Origin of the sequence: Streptomyces sp. NBC_00872 (genome assembly GCF_045161915.1) — a bacterium.
Classification (GTDB): Bacteria; Actinomycetota; Actinomycetes; order Streptomycetales; family Streptomycetaceae; genus Streptomyces.
This window is the reverse complement of sequence record NZ_CP108806.1, coordinates 4,002,101-4,021,051: the sequence shown is the minus strand read 5'-3', so window position 1 is coordinate 4,021,051 and position 18,951 is coordinate 4,002,101. Positions and strand designations below refer to the sequence as shown.

Here is an 18,951-nt window from a genome sequence, read left to right as displayed (position 1 = left end):
GACAGAGTCTCGCAGTCCGGTCGGACATCGCCCCGGCACCGGCTCGGAAGGCGGGCCCGGCCCGACGACGGGAGGATCGGACATGTGGCCATGACCACCATGACCACGGCCCGCACGGACACGGAAGGGATGCGGATATGGAAGCGGCTGTGTTCGAGAAGTTCGGCGGCCCGGACGTCCTGCACATCCGGAACGTCGACGAACCGCACGCCGGACCCGGCGAGGTCCGGGTGGCGGTCCGGGCGGCCGGCGTCAACCCGATGGACTACAAGATCCGCCACGGATGGATGGAACAGCTCTTCTCCACCCGGCTGCCCGCCATCTCCGGTTCCGAGTTCGCCGGAGTCGTGGACGAGACGGGGGAGGGCGTCACCGAAGTGGCCGTCGGCGACGAGGTGGTGGGGTGGACCGCCACCGGCGCCTACGCCCAGTACGCCCTTGCCGAGACCGTCGTGCCCAAGCCGCCCTCCCTGGGGTGGGAGGAGGCCGCGGCGATCCCCGTCGCGGGCGAGACGGCCCGCAGGGTGCTCGACCAGCTCGCGGTGCGCCGGGGCGAGACCCTGCTGGTGCACGGCGCGGCGGGCGGGGTCGGCTCCGTGGCCGTACAGCTCGCGGTGGCCCGCGGCGCGACCGTGATCGGTACGGCGTCTCCCGCCAACCACGACTACATCCGCTCGCTGGGCGCCCTTCCGGTCACCTACGGCGAGGGCCTGGTCGAGCGTGTCCGCGCGGTCGCGCCCCAGGGTGTGGACGCGGTCTTCGACGTGGCGGGCCGGGGCGCGCTGCCCGATTCGATCGCGCTGCGCGGCGGTACGACGGACCGGATCATCACCATCGCGGACCCGGGAGCGGCCGACCACGGCGTGATCTTCTCCGCCGGTGTCGCCGCGCCCGGCAGCAAGCGCGCCGCCCTGGCCGAGAACGTCCGTCTGGCGGCGGAGGGCGGTCTGCGGCTCCGGGTCGCCAGGACCTTTCCGCTCGCGGACGCGGTGAAGGCCCAGGAGACGAGCGAGAAAGGCCATGCGAGCGGGAAGCTGGTGATCACGCCCTGAGGCCAGGGACAGGCGACGTGGCACAACGGGCTCCTCTCATGCGGCGTAGATTGCTCTCAGTAACCCTTTGATTTCCGAGAGTAACGATGCCCACTGACAGTGGACTTGTGCACGGCGTCTTCGACCCCGGCCGGTCCTGGCTGCCCCTGACCCGAATCCCGCTTCCCCACAAGCCGGAGGCGGCTCCCAGGGCGCGCCGTCACACCCGCGAGGTGCTCGCCTTGCGCCGCGTGGACGCCGAACTGACCGCCACCGTCGAACTGGTGGTCAGTGAACTCGTCACCAACGCGGTACGCCACGGCGTCTGTCTCTGCGGCTGCACCCGCGGCCCGGTCTCCCTCACCCTCCTGCGCACGGAGAACCGGCTGCGGGTGGAGGTCGCCGACCCGTCCCGCACGCCCCCGAGATGGCCGGCGGGGCCGTGGCCCACCGGCGTCGACCTCTCGGACCCGGAGGAGGGCCGGGGCCTGCTACTGGTCACGGCCCTGGCGGCGGACTGGGGCGACCACGCGGGCCCGGTACGGGGAAAGGTGGTGTGGTGCGAGTTCACTTGCCGGTAGCCGGTAGCCGGTAGCCGGTAGCCGGTAGCCGGTAGCCGGTAGCCGGTAGCCGGTAGCCGGTAGCCGGTAGCCGGTAGCGGCTTCACCTGTCGAGCCGGTACCGCTTCCGCCTGCCGGTTGTCGGTTGTCGGCGGACGAGGCTCTCCGGCACCTCCCGGGCCCGGCCCGCCCTCGCCCCCGGCCCGCTCCCGACCCCGTCCCGCCACGGCCCCCCGGACCGCCGCCCTCAGTTCTCCAGCGTGCGGACCACCCGCGCCGGGTTGCCCACCGCCAGCACCCCCGCCGGAAGGTCCTTCGTCACCACCGATCCCGCGCCCACCACCGTGTTCTCGCCTATCGTCACCCCCGGACAGACGATCACCCCGCCGCCCAGCCAGACGTTGTCGCCGATCGTCACCGGAGCGGCCCGCTCCCACCCCGCGCGGCGGCGCTCCGTGTCGAGTTCATGTGCAGGGGTGAGCAGCTGCACATTCGGACCGATCTGCACGTCGGAGCCGATGGTGATCGGTGCCGCGTCCAGGAAGACGGCGTTGAAGTTGACGAACGTACGGGCGCCGATACTGATGTACTCGCCGTAGTCGCACTGGAACGGGGGCCGGATCCGCACATCCTCGCCCACCGAACCGAGCAGCTCCGCCAGTATCTTGGCGCGCTCGTCCGGCGGGGCGCCGCCGTCCGCGTTGTACGCCGCGCAGAGCGCGAACCGGCGCTCGGTGTCCGCGCCGAGCTCCTCGTCGTCCGGGACGTACCACTCGCCGGCCAGCATGCGCCGCTTGTTCTCGCCCATGGGTGTCCTTTCCCGTGCCGGAGACAGCCACGGTAGCCCGGTGTCCCGCCCGGGGAGTACGTTGTCCACAGCCTGTGGACAACGCTGGCCGCCCCGATCCGGCACCGGCCCCGGTCCGCCGTCCGCACCTGGGATCATCGGAACCATGAGTGACACGGATGCCGCGGACGCGGACGCGGGTGCCGGGACCGTCGAACGGGCCCTGCGCGCCGTGCTCTCCACGCGCGGCGGCGAGCGGGGCGAGGGCCTCGACTCCGGTGCCTCGCTCCTCGCCGCCGACCCGGGGGCCGACGCCGAACTGCGGCTGCGCGGCGTGGGGTTCGTACGGCTGGCCTGGGAGCGCGGCTGGCAGCCCGCCGATGTCGTACGGCTCGTACGGCGCGACCTCGACGACGCGCATCTGCGGCTGCTCGCCGAGCTGATGGCGGCGGAGGCGCGGCGGTACGAGCGGCAGGCGCCGCGCTGGGCCGCGCAGCTCACGGAGATAGATGAGGAACTGGGTTCGCGGCCCTACCGGGCCGACCGCTTCTCGTACGCCACCGCCGTGCTGGAGCTGTATCTGCTGCTCGTCCGGCTGCCCGCGATCGAGCCGGTGGGGCCCGTGCCCGGTACGCCCGTACATCTGCCGTCCCCGGACGGCGAGCCGCGCATGCTCACCCGGATCCGGGCGCTGCTGGCCAAGGCCGAGGCGACCGGCTATCCGCAGGAGGCGGAGGCGCTCACCGCCAAGGCGCAGGAGCTGATGGCGCGGCACAGCATCGACGAGGCGGTGCTCGCCGACCGGACCCACCGGGGCGATGTGCCGGGCGCCTGCCGGATAGGGGTGGACGCCCCGTACGAGACGGCGAAGGCGATCCTGCTCGACGCCGTCGCGTCGGCGAACCGCTGCCGCGCCGTGTGGAACAGCGCGTACGGCTTCTCCACGGTCGTCGGCTTCGAACCCGACCTGGAGGCCGTCGAACTGCTCCACACCTCCCTGCTGGTGCAGGGGACGGCGGCGATGACCCGCGCGGAGGCCGCCCAGCGGGCGGCGGGGCGCAAACGGACGAAGACGTTCCGGCAGTCGTTCCTGATGGCGTACGCCCACCGCATCGGCGAACGCCTGGCCGAGGCCACGGCGCGGACGACGCAAGAGGCGGCGGCGGACACGGAAGGCGGCGGGCTGCTGCCGGTGCTCGCGGCGCGCGATGTGGCGGTGGCCGACCGTACGGACCGGATGTTCCCGGAAACGGTGGCGACCCGCGTCCGGGGAGCGACGGACGCCGAGGGCTGGCATCACGGCACCTCGGCGGCGGACGCGGCGCACGTACCGGCCGGCGCGGGCGACGCGGCAGACAAGGACGGCAAGGACCCCCGCGCCCGTATCCGCCCCGGCCGATAGCGCGCACACGCGCACACGCGCACAGCCGTACCTCCGCGGATCGTCACCAAGGGCACCGCCCCGAAGGCCGGTCCTCCTGGGAGGACCGGCCGAGCCGCGTTACCGGCCGGGGCTAGGACGTCGGCAGGTTCGTCGGCAGATCCTCGGGGAGTCCCTCGGGCAGTGCTCCGCCGTCGGTCTTCGCCAGCGTGTCCTTCTTGCCCTTGTCCCAGGAGACCACCAGCGTCTTGCCGTCGTTGGACTCGATCGTCCCCATCGTGCGGTCGGTGTTCCCGTCGGCGCAGGTGAGGGAGAGCATCGGCTCGCCCATGTCCTCCACCGAGCCCTGGCAGACATGGCTGTCGGCGACGAGCGCGACCTTGCCGGCCTTCACGGACAGCGCGACGGCCTTGCCGTCGGTCAGTCCGGCCCAGGTGCCGTCGACGGCGCTCGCACCGTCCCCGCCCGCGCCCGCGTCCGTACTCGAATCCGTAGCCGGATCCGAAGCGGAGACCGAGCCGTCGGCCGTCGCGCTCGGCGCGTCGGCGCCGCCCTTGTCCTTGGCCGAGTCGCTGCCGCTGTCACCGCCGCAGCCGGTGAGCGTGAGTGCGAGTGAGGTGACGAGGCCGGCCGTGGCGACGCCGGCGCGTACGAGCTTCTGCACGTTCAAGTCCCCCTTGTCGGTTACCGGACCGCGCCAAGCTACCAGGACGACTTGCGCACTCCCGGCAGATATCCGGCGTGCGCCTGGGCGCGCAGCCGGACCCTCGACAGCCCGAACTTCCGCAGATGTCCGCGCGGCCGGCCGTCCACACTGTCCCGGTTCCGCACCCGGGTGGCACTCGCGTCGCGCGGCTGACGTCGCAACTCCCGCCAGGCCTCGATCCGTTGCTCCTCGGAGGTGCCGGGGTGCCGCAGGATCTCCTTGAGTTCGGCGCGCCGTACGGCATACCGCTCGACGATCACCTTCCGCCGCTCATTGCGGACGATCTTGCTTCTCTTGGCCATCAGACCTTCACCCCCCGGGCACGGATACGGGCCACGGCGGCCTCGATACCGATGGTGTCGACGGTCTTGATCGCCTTCGCGCTGAGCGTGAGCCGTACATACCGGCCCTCGCTCGGCAGCCAGTAGCGCTTGCGCTGGATGTTGGGGTCGAAGCGGCGTGAGGTGCGCCGGTGCGAGTGGGAGATCCGACGGCCGAATCCGGGCTCGGCCCCGGTCAGCACACAGTGGGCGGACAAGGTCACACTCCTTTCTCTTTGGAAATGGAAACCATTTCCATATACTAGCCCCATGGCACGCAACGAACTACGACCGATCATCAAGCTCCGGTCCACGGTGGGAACCGGGTTCACCTATGTGACCCGCAAGAACCGCCGTAACGACCCCGACCGCATGACCCTCCGTAAGTACGACCCGGTCGCCCGTCGGCACGTCGACTTCCGTGAGGAGCGCTGACCGCGAGATGAAGCCCGGAATCCACCCCGCCTACCGACCCGTCGTCTTCCGTGACAAGGCGGCCGACTTCGCCTTTCTGACCCGCTCCACCGCGACCGGCGCGAAGACGGTGGTCTGGGAGGACGGCGTCACCTATCCCGTCATCGATGTGGAGATCTCCTCGGCGAGCCATCCCTTCTACACGGGCACCGCGCGCGTCCTCGACACCGCCGGCCGCGTGGAGCGCTTCGAACGCCGCTACGGCCGCCGATCCGGGGCCCGTTAGTGGAAGGCGTCGACAACGGACTCCCCGGCGGCGACGGACTCCCCGATGGCGACCGGCTCGGCGACCGGCTCGGCGGCCGGTCCGGCGACCCGTTCGACGGCCGGCTGCCCGTCGTGATCGTCTGCGGGCTGCACACCGACGCCCGCAGGGCGACCGTGCGCCGGCTCCTGACCGCCGTGCCCGGCAGCGTGGCTCTCCACCACGATCTGTCGACGGCCACGCGGGGCACCGTCGTACGGACGGTCCGCGACGCCACGGGAACGCTCTCCACGGGAGAGGCGCCGCTGGTCAACGACTGTGCCTGCTGCGCGCTGCGGGAGGATCTCGTACCGGAGCTGGAACGGCTCGCGGACGGCGGGCTGACCCGGCTCGCCGTCGTGGAGCTGTGGGACTCGGTCGAGCCCCGGGCGATGGCCGAGGTCGTGGCGGCGCACGGAGAGCGTCTTGTGGTCAGCTCCGTGCTGACCGCGGTCGACCCGGCGCTGCTGCTGCCGTATCTCGGCAACGGTGACGATCTCGCCGACGCCGGACTCGCGGCGGCCGCCTCCGACCAGCGGACCGTCGCGGACACCTGGGCCCGGCAGCTGGAGTACGCGCCGGTGCTGGCCCTGGCCGACAGTCCGCTCGCTGACGACGAGGACCGCGCGCTGCTGGCCCAGCTGCACCCCACCGCGCGACGGGTACGGATCGACGGCGAGGGAGCGTCCCTCGGGGAACTGGCCGCCGCCGCGCTCGCGGGGTTCGACATCGAGGCCGCCGCCGCCCGTCAGCATCCGGCGTGCGCGCTGCTGCCGCAGGACGCGGACGAGTGCGGTGTCGGTACGTACGTCTGGCACCGCGCGAGGCCCTTCCACCCGGAGCGGCTCTACCAGGCGCTGGAGGAGCTGACCTGTGCCGCGGCCCGCAGCCGTGGCCGCTTCTGGCTCGCCGACCGTCCCGACACCCTGCTGGCCTGGGACGCGGCGGGCGGGGCGCTCTGTGTGGAGAGCGCGGGTCCCTGGCTGGCCGCGCTGCCGGACGCCGCCTGGGAGACGGTCCCGCCGTCGCGCCGGGCCGCCGCCTCCCTGGACTGGCATCCCGCGCACGGGGACCGCTGCCAGCACCTGGTGTTCACCTCGCCCGGTCTCGACCGGGAGGGGATCGAGCGGCTTCTCGAATCCTGTCTGCTCACCGATACCGAGTACGCGGCGGGCCATGCCGCCTGGAAGCGACTACCGCCCGCGTTCGACTCCTTGCTGGAGGTCTGATGTCCACCCGTCGTGGGGATCGCAAACCGCCCGCCTCCCGGCCCAATCCACTGGACCGCGCGGGTATCACCTATATCGACTACAAGGACACAGATCTGTTGCGGAAATTCATCTCGGACCGCGGCAAGATTCGCAGTCGCCGGGTGACACGCGTGAGCGCTCAGCAGCAGCGGGCGCTGGCGCGCGCGGTCAAGAACGCCCGGGAAATGGGGTTGCTGCCGTACCGCCCGGTGTGACGCCGATCCCACCGGGGCCCCTCCTGAGCAGGTCAGGAGGGGCCCCGCCATGTCGTACCGGTCCCATACGTGGAGACTGGAGCGGGGAATTGGGATCCGAATGACCGTGAAACGCGTCTCTTCCCAAGAGCACGGGGGGATTCGCTCCGGACGGCCGTCTCGGTGCGGTGTCTGTAATCAAAGGACCACCCCGCGTGCACGTGCATTTGCTCATGCATCAGCACATGAAACACAGCTATGATCCGAGACAGTTGACACCTGCACCTTGCAACTCGGGGAGCGATCTGTGCACCACGTGTACAACGGCATAACGGCCACAAAGCTTCACGGAGTCGTCTGGCAGAAGAGCATGCACAGCAACTCCCAGGGGTCCTGTGTGGAGTTCGCCAAGCTGCCGGGCGGGGAGGTGGCGGTGCGTAACTCGCGCTTCCCAGACGGTCCCGCACTCGTATACACGCCCGCGGAAATCGAGGCCCTGCTGCTGGGGGTCAAGGACGGGGAATTCGATCACCTGACGGCGGACGCCTGAGGCGGACGGCCGAGCCGGGCGTCCCGTACGCGCAGGAACGATCCTGCGCGTACCACGCCCGGCAGTCGGGTCCCTCGGGCGTGCCTGTGCGCCGTTACGGCAACGGCGTGTTTCAGCCACCGGGCCCCACGGGGTGATCCCGGCGAGGTGGTCCGGTTGGTCCGGTCACGGTTGGTCTGGTCCTGGTTGGTCCGACCGGGTGCCGGTGGTCCGGTCTGTACGGAGTCATGGGACAGCGCGCGCGACCGCGCGCCGACGCGAGACCGTCCCTGACCGCGCGCCGGCGCGGGAACACGAGCCGGCGCGGGGGTCGCGGGTCCGGACCGGGCCGCGCGACGGGCCGTCCCCGACCGGGCGGGTCCGGACCGGGCGATTCCGGACCCGGCGGGGTCAGTCCCGGCGCAGCTGGAACAGCGCCCAGACCACCTTGCCGTGCAGCGACCCCGCCAGCGGGTGCCATCCCCAGGTGTCGCTGAACGACTCCACCAGGAACAGTCCGCGCCCCGACTCCGCCGCGCCGTCCTCCTCCGTCTTCCGCGCCGTCGGCCCCGCGTGGCTGGGGTCACGTACCGCGCACACGAGCCGTGACGTCCACCGCATCAGATGCAGCCGTACGGGCGGATCGTGCTGCTCCCGCGGGGTGTCCGCGGGCAGGGCGTGGCGCAGCGCGTTGGTGACGAGTTCGGAGACGACCACCGCGACATCGTCGAAACGGTCGTCCAGCTCCCACTGGTTCAGGGTGGCGCGGGTGAACTGCCGCGCCCCGCGCACCGCTTCGTAGCGGGCGGGCAGAGCGCACGACGCCGAACCGGCGGCCCCCGCGGGATCGATCGGAGGAAGTCCCTGCCTTAACGGCTCGAGCATGGTCGATCCATTCATCCCCATGCGGGCACTCCCGGGATTCGCGGCCGTAGCGATACTGCGGTGGTCCAGCGTCACATCACGTCAAACACGAACGAGTACGCAGGTGCGCGAGGCCCATGGTTCCCAATGCGTAGGGCAGATGCAAGGGCAGATGCACGTGCACGTGCCGGACTTGACCGATCCCGTACCGTTTCTGGCATGTTTCTTCCTGTGACCAATTTTGCTCTCTACGCAAAGCCTTCTTATTTCCGTAATCGAATGAGTACGGGCTGAAGCGTTTTGATGGCAGAATCCGGCACTTGGAGTTCGGGGGTGCTCCGGGGAGAACCACATGCGATGGGGAGGGTTGGAGACGTGACCGCAGCCGAATCGGGCGGTTCCGTGGTGCGGCGCATCCTGCTTGGCTCACAGCTGAGGCGGCTGCGCGAGACGCGCGGCATCACACGTGAAGCCGCCGGCTACTCGATCCGCGCTTCCGAGTCCAAGATCAGCCGTATGGAGTTGGGACGGGTGAGCTTCAAGGCCAGAGACATCGAGGACCTGCTGACCCTCTACGGGGTCGCCGACGAGGGCGAGCGTGCCGCCCTTCTCGGCCTCGCCCGGGAGGCGAATGTCGCGGGGTGGTGGCACAGCTTCGGTGATGTGCTGCCCGGCTGGTTCCAGACCTATATCGGGCTGGAAGGCGCCGCCTCACTGATCCGCATCTATGAGGTGCAGTTCGTCCACGGTCTGCTCCAGACCGAGGCGTACGCGCACGCCGTGGTCACCCGCGGCCAGCCGGAGGCGCCGCGCAGTGAGGTCGACCGCCGTGTCGCGCTCCGGCTGGAGCGGCAGAAGGTCCTCGTCTCCGAGCGGGCACCGCGCTTCCACGCCATTCTCGACGAGGCCGCGCTGCGCCGCCCGTACGGCGACCGCTCCGTGATGCAGGGCCAGTTGAAGCACCTCATCGAGATCTCGGAGCAGCCCAACATCACGCTCCAGGTGATGCCGTTCAGCTTCGGCGGGCACGCGGGCGAGAGCGGTGCCTTCACCATGCTGAGCTTCCCCGAGTCGGATCTGTCCGACGTCGTCTTCCTGGAGCAGCTCACCAGCGCGCTGTATCTGGACAAGCGCGAGGAGGTCGCTCAGTACGAACGGGTGATGGCTCGGCTACAGGTGGACAGCCCGGGACCGGAGGAGAGCCGAGATGTCCTCCGCGGACTGCTCCAACTGATCTGAGACATCAGTACGATGACCTCACATCTGGAGTTTGCACCTGCAGTAAGGGATCGCATGTCCTACTTCACCGATCTGGCCCACCAGTACATCGACGGCGAGTGGCGGACCGGCAGCGGCTCGTGGGACATCATCGACTTCAATCCGTACAACGGGGAGAAGCTCGCCGCCATCACGATCGCGACGGTCGCGGAGGTCGACGAGGCGTACCGCGCCGCCGAACGCGCGCAGCGTGACTGGGCCGAGACGAATCCGTACACCCGCAGGCTGGTCTTCGAGCGTGTGCTCAGACTGGTCGAGGAGCGCAGGGACGACATCGTCGAGGCGATCATCGACGAACTGGGCGGGACACGCGTCAAGGCGGAGTACGAGGTGCGTACCGCCCAGGAGTTCCTCCGCGAGGCCATCCAACTCGCGCTGCGCCCCGAGGGCCGGATCCTGCCCTCCCCGGTCGACGGCCGGGAGAACCGCGTCTACCGGCTGCCGGTGGGTGTCATCGGAGTGATCAGCCCCTTCAACTACCCGTTCCTGGTGACGATCAAGTCCGTGGCGCCGGCCCTGGCGCTCGGCAACGCCGTGGTGATCAAGCCCAACCAGAACGCGCCCGTGGTCGGCGGCGGACTCATAGCCAAGCTCTTCGAGGACGCGGAGCTGCCCGCCGGACTGCTCAATGTCCTGGTGACGGACATTGCGGAGGTCGGCGACGCGCTGATCGAGCACCCCGTCCCCAAGGTGATCTCCTTCGCGGGCTCCGACCGGGTCGGCCGCCATGTCGGCGCCGTCGCGGGCGGCAACTTCAAGCGGGCCATCCTCGAACTGAGCGGCAACAGCGCGCTGGTCGTCCTCGACGATCTCGACGAGGCGGGACTCGACTACGCGGTGGACGCGGCGGTCGCCAGCAGATTCATCTACCAGGGGCAGGTCGGTATGGCCGCCAACCGGATCCTGGTGGACCGAAGCGTCGAGCGCGAGTTCACCGAGAAGTTCGTGGCGAAGGTGACCGCGCTCAGGACCGGCGACCCGCGCGACCCAGAGACCCAGATCGGCCCGGTCATCAACACGTTCCAGGCGGACGCCCTGACGGCGCTGGTGGAGCAGGCGCTCGCGGAGGGCGCCACGGCGCTCGTACGGGGGCGTACGCGCGGCAATCTGGTGGAGCCGACGGTGCTGGCGGGGCTGGCCGAGGACTCGCCGCTGATGCGGCAGGAGATCTACGGTCCCGTGGTGCTGCTGATTCCGTTCGACGGGGAGGAAGAGGCGGTACGGCTCGCCAACAACACCCCGTACGGACTGAGCGGTGCCGTGCACACCTCGGACCTGGAGCGCGGTGTCGCGTTCGCCAAGCGGATCGTCACCGGCATGATTCATGTCAACGACTCGACCGTGCTGGACGAGCCGCTGGTGGCGTTCGGCGGGGAGAAGTTCTCGGGGCTCGGCCGGCTGAACGGTGACTCGACGGTCGAGGCGTTCACGACGCAGAAGTGGATCTCGGTGCAGCACGGCCGTACGACGTTCCCGCTCTGACGTGACGCTCCCGCTCCGGTGGCGGCGCGGGGCCGAGGCCCCGGCCGGCCCCTGAGCGGCGGGTCATAATCTGGAGGAATGTCAGCGATCCGTTTGCTCGTACTCTTCGCGGTCCGTCAGCACGGGCGGGCCCACGGCTATCAGGTGCGCAACGACCTGGAGTACTGGGGCGCCCACGAGTGGTCCAACGCCAAGCCGGGCTCGATCTATCACGCGCTCAAGCAGATGGCGAAGCAGGGCCTGCTGCTGGCGCACGAGGTCGCGCCGAGCACGGCGGGCGGGCCGCCGCGTACCGAGTACGAGATCACGGACGCGGGCCGGACCGAGTACTTCCGGCTGCTGCGGGAGTCGCTGACCTCGTACGACCAGCGGATGGATGTGCTGTCGGCGGGGCTCGGCTCCATCGTCGACCTGCCGCGCGCCGAGGTCGTGGAACTGCTCAAGGAGCGGGTGGCCGGCATCGAGGCATGGCGCTCCGCGGTGACCGAGCACTATGTGCCCGAGGAGGGCCCGGAGCAGCTCGGCCACATCGGCGAGATCATGAATCTGTGGGTGCACTCGGCGGACACGGGGGCGGAGTGGACGCGGGGCCTGATCAAGCGCATCGAGGACGGTGCCTACACCTTCGCGGGTGAGGGCGAGCCCTTTGTGGGGGTGCTCGCCGAGGGCCAGGAGAACCCCTACGCGACAGGGATTCACGATGACGGGGATCTCGACTGATGGTGACGGGGATCTCGACTAATCAAGTTTGACCAATCGAGGAGTGAGGACATACTCTTCGTGTCCCGGTAGTCAAATTTGATTACTGACGATGGGGAGGCGAGGAAATTGGCTGACGCGACGGATGCGGCCGATGTGATCGTCATGGCGGGCGCCCGGAAGCGGTACGGCGGGAAACGGGCCCTGGACGGATTCGATCTGACGGTGGGACGGGGCACGGTGCACGGCGTGCTCGGTCCGAACGGCGCGGGCAAGACCACGGCTGTGCGGATCCTGACCACACTGCTGCGGCACGACGAGGGGCTGGTGCGCGTGGCCGGCTTCGACGTACGGACGCACGGCCGGGAGGTACGGCGCAGGATCGGGCTGCTGGGACAGCACGCGGCACTCGACGAGGACCTCGGCGGCCGGCAGAACCTGGCGATGTTCGGACGGCTCCACCATCTCGGCGCGCGGCGCGCGGGAACGCGGGCGGACGAACTGCTGGAGCGGTTCGGTCTGCTGGACACCGGACGCAAGCCGGTGAAGCAGTACAGCGGCGGTATGCGGCGCAGGCTCGATCTGGCGGCGTCGCTGATCACCGACCCTGAGGTGCTGTTCCTGGACGAGCCGACGACCGGGCTCGATCCGCGCGGCCGGGCGGAGGTGTGGAGCGCGGTGCGCTCACTGGTCGGCGGCGGTACGACCGTACTGCTGACCACACAGTATCTGGAGGAGGCCGACCAACTGGCCGACCGTATCTCGGTGGTGGACAGCGGCCGGGTCATCGCCGGGGGAACGGCGGACGAACTCAAGGCCAGGACGGGCGGCGACCGGATCGATGTCGTCCTGCGCGACGCGGACCGGCTGGCGGACGGGGCCCGGACCCTGGCGCGTACGGCGGGTACGGACGCGGTCGGCACGGACAGGGACCGGCGGCTGCTCAGCGCGCCGGTGACCGACCGGATGGGGGCTCTCACGGAGACCGTACGGGCCCTGCATGAGGAGGGGATCGAGGCGGAGGACATCGCGCTGCGACGGCCCACGCTGGACGAGGTCTTCCTCCACCTCACGGGCGAGGGCAAGCCGGAGGAGCGGGAGAACGGGAAGGCAGGGGACGGCGCCGTCCCCCACGAGCGGCGGGAGGTGCCGGCGTGACGACGGTGAACGCGACGGCTCCGGCGCCCATGGACACGGCGGTCGGCAGGCTCCGCTGGGCACTCGCCGACTCCTGGACCATGACCGGACGCGAACTCGCCCGCTGGGCGCGCCAGCCGGTCCAGGTCGTCGTCGGGCTGGTCTTCCCGGTGATGCTGCTTCTGATGTTCGGCTATCTGATCGGCGGCGGCCGGGGGATCGAGGGGGAGTACGTCGAGTTCCTCGTTCCCGGCATGCTCGCCCTGACCATGGCCTTCGGCATCGAGTCCACGATGCTCGCGGTCACCCAGGATCTCAACAAGGGCGTGGTGGACCGGTTCCGTTCGATGCCCATGGCGCCGTCCGCGGTGCTGGTGGGCCGCAGCGCCGCGGACATGCTCCAGTCGGCGCTCAGCCTGGCCGTGATGACCGGCGTCGGCCGCCTCCTCGGCTGGCGCTGGCACGACGGAGCCGCGTCCTTCCTCGGCGCCATGGGACTGCTGCTCCTGTTCCGGTTCGCGATGCTCTGGGCCGGAATCCATCTCGCGATGGTGGCGGGCCGTCCCGAGATGGTGCAGGCGGTGCAGATCCTGGTCTGGCCGGTCGGCTTCCTCTCCAACGCGTTCGCGACACCGGAGTCCATGCCGGGCTGGCTGGGCGCGGTCGTGGAGTGGAACCCGATGTCGGCGACGGCCACCGCGGTGCGTGATCTCTTCGGCAACCCGGCCGCGGCGGGCGGCTCCTGGGCGGCGGAGCACGCCGGACCGCTGGCGGTCCTCTGGCCGGTGGCACTGCTCGCGGTGTTCTTCCCGCTGGCGGTACGGAGGTTCGCCCGGCTCAGCCGCTGAGCGATGCGCGCGCGGCGCGCGGGGCGGCGCGCAGGGTGGTACGCGGACGAGTGCGCGGGCGGTACGCGGGAAAGCCCCGCCCCCGGAGCGGAACCGGGGGCGGGGCGGCACCGTATGTACGTCAGTGGTGGAAGGCCGTCGCGGCGGCCTTGTCCCGCTCCAGGGGATGCGGCTGGCGGCGCAGTTCGGGGAGCACCGCTTCCAGATCGGCCATGAGCAGCGCGGCGAGATCGGCGGAGAAGCCGTTGCGGCAGACGATCCGCAGGACGGAGAGATCCTCGCGGTTGGCGGGGAAGGTGTACGCGGGCACGAGCCAGCCGTGCTGGCGCAGCCGGGCCGAGACGTCGAAGACGTCGAAGTTCTCGATCCCGGGGGCGATGGTGAAGGCGAACACGGGCAGTTCGTCGCCCCGGGAGAGCAGCCGGAAGGCGCCCAGCCCCTCGATCTGTCCCGCCAGCTTCGTGGCGATGTCCCGGGCCGTCTGCTGGACGGCGCGGTAGCCGTCACGGCCCAGCCGGAGGAACGTGTAGTACTGCGCGGCCACCTGGGCGCCCGGACGGGAGAAGTTCAGCGCGAAGGTCGGCATGTCGCCGCCCAGATAGTTCACCCGGAAGACGAGTTCCTCCGGGAGGTCGGCGGGCGAGCGCCACAGCGCCCAGCCGACGCCCGGGTAGACGAGCCCGTACTTGTGCCCGGAGGTGTTGATGGAGGCGACGCGCGGCAGCCGGAAGTCCCAGACCAGGTCCTCGTCGAGGAAGGGCGCGACCATCGCCCCCGACGCCCCGTCGACATGGACGGGGATGTCCAGCCCGGTACGTTCCTGAAGGGCGTCCAGCGCCGCGCACACCTCGGCGACCGGTTCGTACGAGCCGTCGAAGGTGGAGCCCAGCACGGCCACGACGCCGATGGTGTTCTCGTCGCAGAGAGCGACGGCGGCCCGCGGATCGATATGGAAGCGGTCGCCCTCCATGGGCACCGTCCGCGCCTCCACCTCCCAGAAGTCGCAGAACTTCTCCCAGCAGACCTGGACATTGATGCCCATGACGAGATTGGGCCGGGCGCTCGCGGGATAGCGCTTCGCGTTGCGCTTGGTCCAGCGGCGCTTGAACGCCATTCCGGCGAGCATGCACGCCTCGCTGGACCCGGTCGTCGAGCAGCCGACGGCCGCCGCGGGGTCCGGGGCGTTCCACAGGTCGGCGAGCATCACCACACACCGCCGCTCCAGCTCGGCCGTCCGCGGGTACTCGTCCTTGTCGATCATGTTCTTGTCCCGGCACTCCGACAGCAGCACCGTGGCCTGCGGCTCCATCCAGGTGGTGACGAAGGTGGCGAGATTGAGCCGGGAGTTGCCGTCGAGCATCAGCTCGTCATGGACGAGCTGATACGCGACATTGGGCGGGATCGGTCCGTCGGGAAGGCGGTGCACGGGCGGGGCCGAGGTCATTCCGCTGATCGGATCGGCTTCCCCGTAGAAGGGGTTGAGCGACAGCCTCCGCTGCTCGGCGCGCTCGGCCTCGGGGACGCCGGCTCGTCTGTCCGCGCCTCGGTGGAGTGGCATCGGCGGTTCTCCTCGGGGGCATCAGCGCGGCCGGTTTTCCTTATTTATGCCCGAAATGTAACCGTGGCGCATCCGAGGGGCGGGCCAAGGGACCCGGGTGGAACCTGGAGGAGCGGACAGGCGTTGATAGCTTGTGCGCGGCCGACCACGCCGAATTGACGATCGACCGACTATCGACACAGGAGTCCGGAAACCGTGACCACCCTTGCGCTCGGACCAAGCTGGCTGGACCCGGACTATCTGATCGGGACCTTCGGGCTCATCGGTGTTCTGGCCATCGTCTTCGCCGAGTCCGGCCTTCTCATCGGTTTCTTCCTGCCGGGTGACTCGCTGCTCTTCACCACCGGCCTGCTGGTGACGGCGGGCACACTCGACTACCCCCTCTGGCTGGTCTGCGTTCTCGTGGTGTTCGCCGCGATCATCGGTGACCAGGTCGGCTATCTCTTCGGCCGGAAGGTCGGGCCCGCGCTCTTCAAGCGCCCGGACTCCAAGCTCTTCAAGCAGGAGAACGTCGAGAAGGCGCACGAATTCTTCGAGAAGTACGGCCCCAAGTCGCTGGTGCTGGCGCGCTTCGTGCCCGTCGTGCGGACGTTCACCCCGATCATCGCCGGTGTGAGCCGGATGAACTACCGCTCGTTCATCATCTTCAATGTCATCGGCGGCACGCTCTGGGGCGCGGGGGTCACGCTGCTCGGGGCCGCGCTCGGCAAGATCGAGTTCGTCACCCAGCACATCGAGATGATCCTGATCGGCATCGTGCTGATCTCGGTGCTGCCGATCGTGATCGAGTTCCTGCGGGCCCGCTCCAAGTCCAAGAAGGCCGCCGCGCCGGCGGAGGAGCACCAGGGTCCCGGTATGTCCGCCCCGGAGGCCCCCGGTGCCCCGGGTGGCGGCCAGCGCGGCCGCCACGCCAAGCGCTGACCCGACGGGCGCCGCCCCGGCCGCCGGCCTCGCGGCCGTAAGCCTGGGCCGTACGGCCCGTATGTGACCCCGTACCCGAGTCTGTGTCCGAGCTAGAAGCCGCGCGTCCGCTTGGCCGCGCGGCGGCTCGACGCCCGGCCCGCTCCCGGCACCGTGAGGAACAGCCGGGAGATCTCGCCGCCGAGGTTCACCCCGATCGCGATCGCCAGGGCCAGCGCCGCCGCCTTGGAGAGCGAGGTCAGTCCGCGGTCCGGATTGTTCTGCGCGATGCCCAGCAGTCCGAAGTAGGTCGCGGAGCCCGGCAGCAGCGGCCCGATCGCCGCCGTGACATACGGCAGCGCCGAGGCGAACTGGTAGCGCGAGAAGAGCTGTCCGAACAGCCCCACCAGACCGGCCGCCACTGCCGTCGCCGCCACCGGCGAGATCCCGCCCGTGTCGTGCAGCGCCGCGTAGACGACCCAGGCGATACCGCCGTTGAGGGACACCATCAGCACGGTGGAACGTTCCTGCTGGAGCAGGATCGCGAAGGTGAAGCTCAGCACCACGGCCGCCAGGATCTGCACCACGGGACGCTCCGCGGTGTGCGGCGCGGCGTCCGGGTTGAGCTGGGCGTCGAGCTGCACCCCCAGATACAGCACGGTCAGCACCCCGATGATGATCGCGATGAAGAAGTACATCACCTCAAGCAGTCGCGCCGACGCGGTGATGTAGTAGCCCGTCAGCCCGTCCTGCACCCCCGCCACCAGCGCGCGTCCGGGCAGCAGCGCGAAGAGTCCACCCGTGATCACGGCGGAGGGCCGCACCTCCCACTGCGCGGCCGAGCCCACCAGCGTCAGCGCCACACCCATCGCCGCGGGCGGCATCGCGGCCACCACGAACTGGTAGAACTCCGGCAGCCCGCGGCCCGCGCACAGCCAGGCCAGCCGGTCTCCGAGCATCGCGCCCAACGCCGCCGCCACGAACACCAGGAACCCGCCGCCGACCAGCACGGACGCGGAGCCGGCCAGCACCCCGCTGGCCACTGTCAGCACCCATCCGGGGTACGGATGCCGGTTGCGCCGGATCTCCGCCAGCCGCCGGTACGCCTCCTCCAGCGTGACATCCGTGTCCCCGCTGGTGATGTCGTCGATGAGCGTGAAGACGGCGGAGAGCCGGGTGTAGTCGGTGCCCCGCCGCCGTACCGTCCGGCTGGCCGTCACGGGATCCTCCACCAGCGACGGCTGATGGGAGATCGACAGCAGGGTGAAGGTGACATTGGGCTCGCAGCGGTCGAGCCCGTACGCCCGGCTCACCGCGAACATCGCGGCCTCGACATCCTCGGCGCCCTCGCCGCCGGCCAGCAGCAGCTCGCCGATACGGAGCGTCAGATCCAGCACGCGCGGTACGGCGGGCCCGTTGTCGTCGTGCCGCTGCACGGTCTCCGGTACGGGCCGTTCCCCGGCCGGCATCCGCAGCAGGGTGCGCATCCGGTCCTGCCAGGGAGCGCCCTTGGCCGGCGGGACCGCGGGGACGGGGGCGGGGACACCGGAGGGTATGGCGACAGGGGGGCTGACCGGCGCGGCGACGGGGTGCGGCTTACGGGCCGTACGGCCCGGCCTGCTCGCGGACCCGTCCTCCCGCCGTCCTCCCGGCCTGCCGAAGGCCGAGCCACCCGGCCCGGTCTGCTGGTCCGTACTCAGTCCCTCGGGAAGCGCGAACTCCGACGTCGGACGGCCGTCCTCGGGGGGCGGCGGCCGCTCCGTCCCGTGCGGCGGGGTGAAGGCACTGCGGGCCTCGTCCGGCTGAGGCTTACGCTCCTCGGGGCCGTCCGGCTCGGCCACCACTGTCGACGCCGTCACTCACTGGCTCCCTGTCGTACTCGCTCTCGTGTGCCGCTTCCGCCGATCCATCCGTAGCTCCGCGTCTGCCCAGTATGAGCACGGACATGACGAGCCACACCCGCACCCGCACCCGCACGCGCATCCGCACCTCACCTCCGCACCTCCGCACGCGTGTCGCCGCACGTGTCACCGCACACGTCACCGCACCTGTGTCCGCACACACGGACGGGCGGCGCACCTCCCGAGAGGTACGCCGCCCGTCGTCCGTCCGGCCGTCAGGCCAGGTCACACGGAGGAGAAGCGCGTGCTCAGTGCGCGCCGCCCTGCGCCTCAAGCCGCTTGTACGAGGCCTCGATCTCGGCCTCGGCCTCGGCGCGGCCGACCCACTCGGCGCCCTCGACCGACTTGCCGGGCTCCAGGTCCTTGTAGACCTCGAAGAAGTGCTGGATCTCCAGGCGGTCGAACTCCGAGACATGGTGGATGTCACGCAGGTGCTCCACGCGCGGGTCCGAGGCCGGGACGCAGAGCAGCTTGTCGTCCCCGCCGGCCTCGTCCGTCATCCGGAACATACCGATGGCGCGGCACTTGATGAGGCAGCCGGGGAAGGTCGGCTCGTCCAGGATGACCAGCGCGTCCAGCGGGTCTCCGTCCTCACCGAGGGTGTTCTCCACGAAGCCGTAGTCGGCCGGGTAGCTGGTCGAGGTGAAGAGACGACGGTCAAGGCGGATCCGACCGGTCTCGTGATCCACCTCGTACTTGTTCCGCGAACCCTTAGGGATCTCGATGGTGACGTCGAACTCCACGGGTGGCTCCTCCATGATCAACACATATCTCCGGTGGTACCGCGTCTTCGCGTAGGAGGACCCCC

22 protein-coding genes are annotated in these 18,951 nt (G+C 70.2%); 14 read left to right on the top strand and 8 right to left on the bottom strand.

Features of this window, described 5'->3' with window-relative positions:
• Window positions 1–137: 137 nt before the first annotated feature.
• Both OG214_RS17215 and OG214_RS17210 read left to right on the top strand, forming a co-directional pair.
• On the top strand, window positions 138–1,052 hold the full coding sequence (locus tag OG214_RS17215; protein ID WP_405985203.1) for an NADP-dependent oxidoreductase: 915 nt from the start codon (window positions 138–140) through the stop codon (window positions 1,050–1,052).
• Between the two features lie 86 nt (window positions 1,053–1,138).
• On the top strand, window positions 1,139–1,612 hold the full coding sequence (locus OG214_RS17210) for an ATP-binding protein (protein ID WP_405985202.1): 474 nt from the start codon (window positions 1,139–1,141) through the stop codon (window positions 1,610–1,612).
• A gap of 226 nt (window positions 1,613–1,838) precedes the next feature.
• Here OG214_RS17210 and OG214_RS17205 read toward each other — a convergent pair whose 3' ends face one another.
• Window positions 1,839–2,399 (bottom strand): sugar O-acetyltransferase, encoded by a 561-nt coding sequence (locus OG214_RS17205; protein WP_405985201.1) that lies wholly within the window; start codon window positions 2,397–2,399, stop codon window positions 1,839–1,841.
• Window positions 2,400–2,544: 145 nt separating this feature from the next.
• Between OG214_RS17205 and OG214_RS17200 the strand changes: the two genes are divergently transcribed.
• Window positions 2,545–3,780 (top strand): DUF2786 domain-containing protein, encoded by a 1,236-nt coding sequence (locus OG214_RS17200; RefSeq protein WP_405985200.1) that lies wholly within the window; start codon window positions 2,545–2,547, stop codon window positions 3,778–3,780.
• A 112-nt stretch (window positions 3,781–3,892) separates the two neighbouring features.
• Here the strand turns inward: OG214_RS17200 and OG214_RS17195 are convergent, their stop codons facing one another.
• From OG214_RS17195 to rpmB, 3 genes are read right to left on the bottom strand one after another with little or no spacing between them, the layout of a single operon-like run.
• Window positions 3,893–4,423 carry a hypothetical protein gene (locus OG214_RS17195; RefSeq protein WP_405987534.1) on the bottom strand — a complete coding sequence of 177 codons (531 nt, stop codon included), beginning with the start codon at window positions 4,421–4,423 and terminating at the stop codon, window positions 3,893–3,895.
• Between the two features lie 38 nt (window positions 4,424–4,461).
• Window positions 4,462–4,767 (bottom strand): 30S ribosomal protein S14, encoded by a 306-nt coding sequence (rpsN, locus tag OG214_RS17190; RefSeq protein ID WP_363082463.1) that lies wholly within the window; start codon window positions 4,765–4,767, stop codon window positions 4,462–4,464.
• On the bottom strand, window positions 4,767–5,003 hold the full coding sequence (rpmB, locus tag OG214_RS17185) for a 50S ribosomal protein L28 (RefSeq protein ID WP_363082478.1): 237 nt from the start codon (window positions 5,001–5,003) through the stop codon (window positions 4,767–4,769). The genes rpsN and rpmB overlap by 1 nt, the downstream gene beginning before the upstream one ends.
• Window positions 5,004–5,055: 52 nt before the next feature.
• Between rpmB and rpmG the strand changes: the two genes are divergently transcribed.
• From rpmG to OG214_RS17160, 5 genes are all read left to right on the top strand, one after another.
• Complete coding sequence (gene rpmG / locus OG214_RS17180; protein ID WP_405985199.1) at window positions 5,056–5,220, top strand: 50S ribosomal protein L33; 165 nt, start codon at window positions 5,056–5,058, stop codon at window positions 5,218–5,220.
• Window positions 5,221–5,227: 7 nt separating this feature from the next.
• Window positions 5,228–5,485: a type B 50S ribosomal protein L31 gene (locus tag OG214_RS17175; protein WP_363082462.1), complete on the top strand. Its 258-nt coding sequence runs from the start codon at window positions 5,228–5,230 to the stop codon at window positions 5,483–5,485.
• A 104-nt stretch (window positions 5,486–5,589) separates the two neighbouring features.
• Complete coding sequence (locus OG214_RS17170) at window positions 5,590–6,732, top strand: CobW family GTP-binding protein (RefSeq protein ID WP_405987533.1); 1,143 nt, start codon at window positions 5,590–5,592, stop codon at window positions 6,730–6,732.
• On the top strand, window positions 6,732–6,968 hold the full coding sequence (gene rpsR, locus OG214_RS17165; RefSeq protein WP_383034373.1) for a 30S ribosomal protein S18: 237 nt from the start codon (window positions 6,732–6,734) through the stop codon (window positions 6,966–6,968). Before OG214_RS17170 ends, rpsR begins: the two co-directional genes overlap by 1 nt.
• A gap of 286 nt (window positions 6,969–7,254) precedes the next feature.
• On the top strand, window positions 7,255–7,497 hold the full coding sequence (locus OG214_RS17160) for a DUF397 domain-containing protein (RefSeq protein WP_363082460.1): 243 nt from the start codon (window positions 7,255–7,257) through the stop codon (window positions 7,495–7,497).
• Between the two features lie 390 nt (window positions 7,498–7,887).
• Here the strand turns inward: OG214_RS17160 and OG214_RS17155 are convergent, their stop codons facing one another.
• Window positions 7,888–8,382 carry an ATP-binding protein gene (locus tag OG214_RS17155; protein WP_363082459.1) on the bottom strand — a complete coding sequence of 165 codons (495 nt, stop codon included), beginning with the start codon at window positions 8,380–8,382 and terminating at the stop codon, window positions 7,888–7,890.
• Window positions 8,383–8,697: 315 nt separating this feature from the next.
• Here OG214_RS17155 and OG214_RS17150 point away from each other — a divergent pair, with 315 nt between their 5' ends.
• The 5 genes from OG214_RS17150 to OG214_RS17130 all read left to right on the top strand — a co-directional run bounded on the left by OG214_RS17150 (window position 8,698) and on the right by OG214_RS17130 (window position 13,784).
• Window positions 8,698–9,579, top strand: a complete 882-nt coding sequence (locus OG214_RS17150; protein WP_363082458.1) for a helix-turn-helix transcriptional regulator — start codon at window positions 8,698–8,700, stop codon at window positions 9,577–9,579.
• Window positions 9,580–9,633: 54 nt separating this feature from the next.
• Window positions 9,634–11,100, top strand: coding sequence for an aldehyde dehydrogenase family protein (locus OG214_RS17145; RefSeq protein ID WP_405985198.1), 1,467 nt, complete (start codon window positions 9,634–9,636; stop codon window positions 11,098–11,100).
• Between the two features lie 78 nt (window positions 11,101–11,178).
• On the top strand, window positions 11,179–11,820 hold the full coding sequence (locus tag OG214_RS17140) for a PadR family transcriptional regulator (protein WP_363082456.1): 642 nt from the start codon (window positions 11,179–11,181) through the stop codon (window positions 11,818–11,820).
• 144 nt (window positions 11,821–11,964) lie between these two features.
• A complete protein-coding gene (locus tag OG214_RS17135; RefSeq protein WP_405987532.1) occupies window positions 11,965–12,957 on the top strand; it encodes an ATP-binding cassette domain-containing protein in 993 nt (330 codons plus the stop codon).
• A gap of 29 nt (window positions 12,958–12,986) precedes the next feature.
• Window positions 12,987–13,784, top strand: a complete 798-nt coding sequence (locus tag OG214_RS17130; protein WP_363082475.1) for an ABC transporter permease — start codon at window positions 12,987–12,989, stop codon at window positions 13,782–13,784.
• A 121-nt stretch (window positions 13,785–13,905) separates the two neighbouring features.
• On the opposite strand, the gene OG214_RS17125 is transcribed toward OG214_RS17130, so the two are convergent.
• Window positions 13,906–15,342, bottom strand: coding sequence for a glutamate decarboxylase (locus OG214_RS17125; RefSeq protein ID WP_383034380.1), 1,437 nt, complete (start codon window positions 15,340–15,342; stop codon window positions 13,906–13,908).
• A gap of 195 nt (window positions 15,343–15,537) precedes the next feature.
• On the opposite strand from OG214_RS17125, the gene OG214_RS17120 reads away from it, so the two are divergent.
• Window positions 15,538–16,263 (top strand): VTT domain-containing protein, encoded by a 726-nt coding sequence (locus OG214_RS17120; protein ID WP_363085777.1) that lies wholly within the window; start codon window positions 15,538–15,540, stop codon window positions 16,261–16,263.
• Window positions 16,264–16,355: 92 nt separating this feature from the next.
• On the opposite strand, the gene OG214_RS17115 is transcribed toward OG214_RS17120, so the two are convergent.
• Window positions 16,356–18,086 (bottom strand): threonine/serine exporter family protein, encoded by a 1,731-nt coding sequence (locus OG214_RS17115; RefSeq protein WP_405987531.1) that lies wholly within the window; start codon window positions 18,084–18,086, stop codon window positions 16,356–16,358.
• Between the two features lie 305 nt (window positions 18,087–18,391).
• The gene (locus OG214_RS17110) at window positions 18,392–18,886 is read right to left on the bottom strand and encodes an inorganic diphosphatase (protein ID WP_046504875.1); all 495 of its coding nucleotides are present in this window, start codon (window positions 18,884–18,886) and stop codon (window positions 18,392–18,394) included.
• Window positions 18,887–18,951 lie beyond the last annotated feature (65 nt).

Bases quoted from the DNA above. Each gene is read 5' to 3' on its own strand.
- OG214_RS17215 (WP_405985203.1), top strand. From the start codon at position 138: ATGGAAGCGGCTGTGTTCGAGAAGTTCGGCGGCCCGGACGTCCTGCAC.
- OG214_RS17210 (WP_405985202.1), top strand. From the start codon at position 1,139: ATGCCCACTGACAGTGGACTTGTGCACGGCGTCTTCGACCCCGGCCGG.
- OG214_RS17205 (WP_405985201.1), bottom strand. From the start codon at position 2,399: ATGGGCGAGAACAAGCGGCGCATGCTGGCCGGCGAGTGGTACGTCCCG.
- OG214_RS17200 (WP_405985200.1), top strand. From the start codon at position 2,545: ATGAGTGACACGGATGCCGCGGACGCGGACGCGGGTGCCGGGACCGTC.
- rpsN (WP_363082463.1), bottom strand. From the start codon at position 4,767: ATGGCCAAGAGAAGCAAGATCGTCCGCAATGAGCGGCGGAAGGTGATC.
- rpmG (WP_405985199.1), top strand. From the start codon at position 5,056: ATGGCACGCAACGAACTACGACCGATCATCAAGCTCCGGTCCACGGTG.
- OG214_RS17175 (WP_363082462.1), top strand. From the start codon at position 5,228: ATGAAGCCCGGAATCCACCCCGCCTACCGACCCGTCGTCTTCCGTGAC.
- rpsR (WP_383034373.1), top strand. From the start codon at position 6,732: ATGTCCACCCGTCGTGGGGATCGCAAACCGCCCGCCTCCCGGCCCAAT.
- OG214_RS17155 (WP_363082459.1), bottom strand. From the start codon at position 8,382: ATGGGGATGAATGGATCGACCATGCTCGAGCCGTTAAGGCAGGGACTT.
- OG214_RS17150 (WP_363082458.1), top strand. From the start codon at position 8,698: ATGGGGAGGGTTGGAGACGTGACCGCAGCCGAATCGGGCGGTTCCGTG.
- OG214_RS17145 (WP_405985198.1), top strand. From the start codon at position 9,634: ATGTCCTACTTCACCGATCTGGCCCACCAGTACATCGACGGCGAGTGG.
- OG214_RS17140 (WP_363082456.1), top strand. From the start codon at position 11,179: ATGTCAGCGATCCGTTTGCTCGTACTCTTCGCGGTCCGTCAGCACGGG.
- OG214_RS17135 (WP_405987532.1), top strand. From the start codon at position 11,965: ATGGCGGGCGCCCGGAAGCGGTACGGCGGGAAACGGGCCCTGGACGGA.
- OG214_RS17130 (WP_363082475.1), top strand. From the start codon at position 12,987: ATGGACACGGCGGTCGGCAGGCTCCGCTGGGCACTCGCCGACTCCTGG.
- OG214_RS17125 (WP_383034380.1), bottom strand. From the start codon at position 15,342: ATGCCACTCCACCGAGGCGCGGACAGACGAGCCGGCGTCCCCGAGGCC.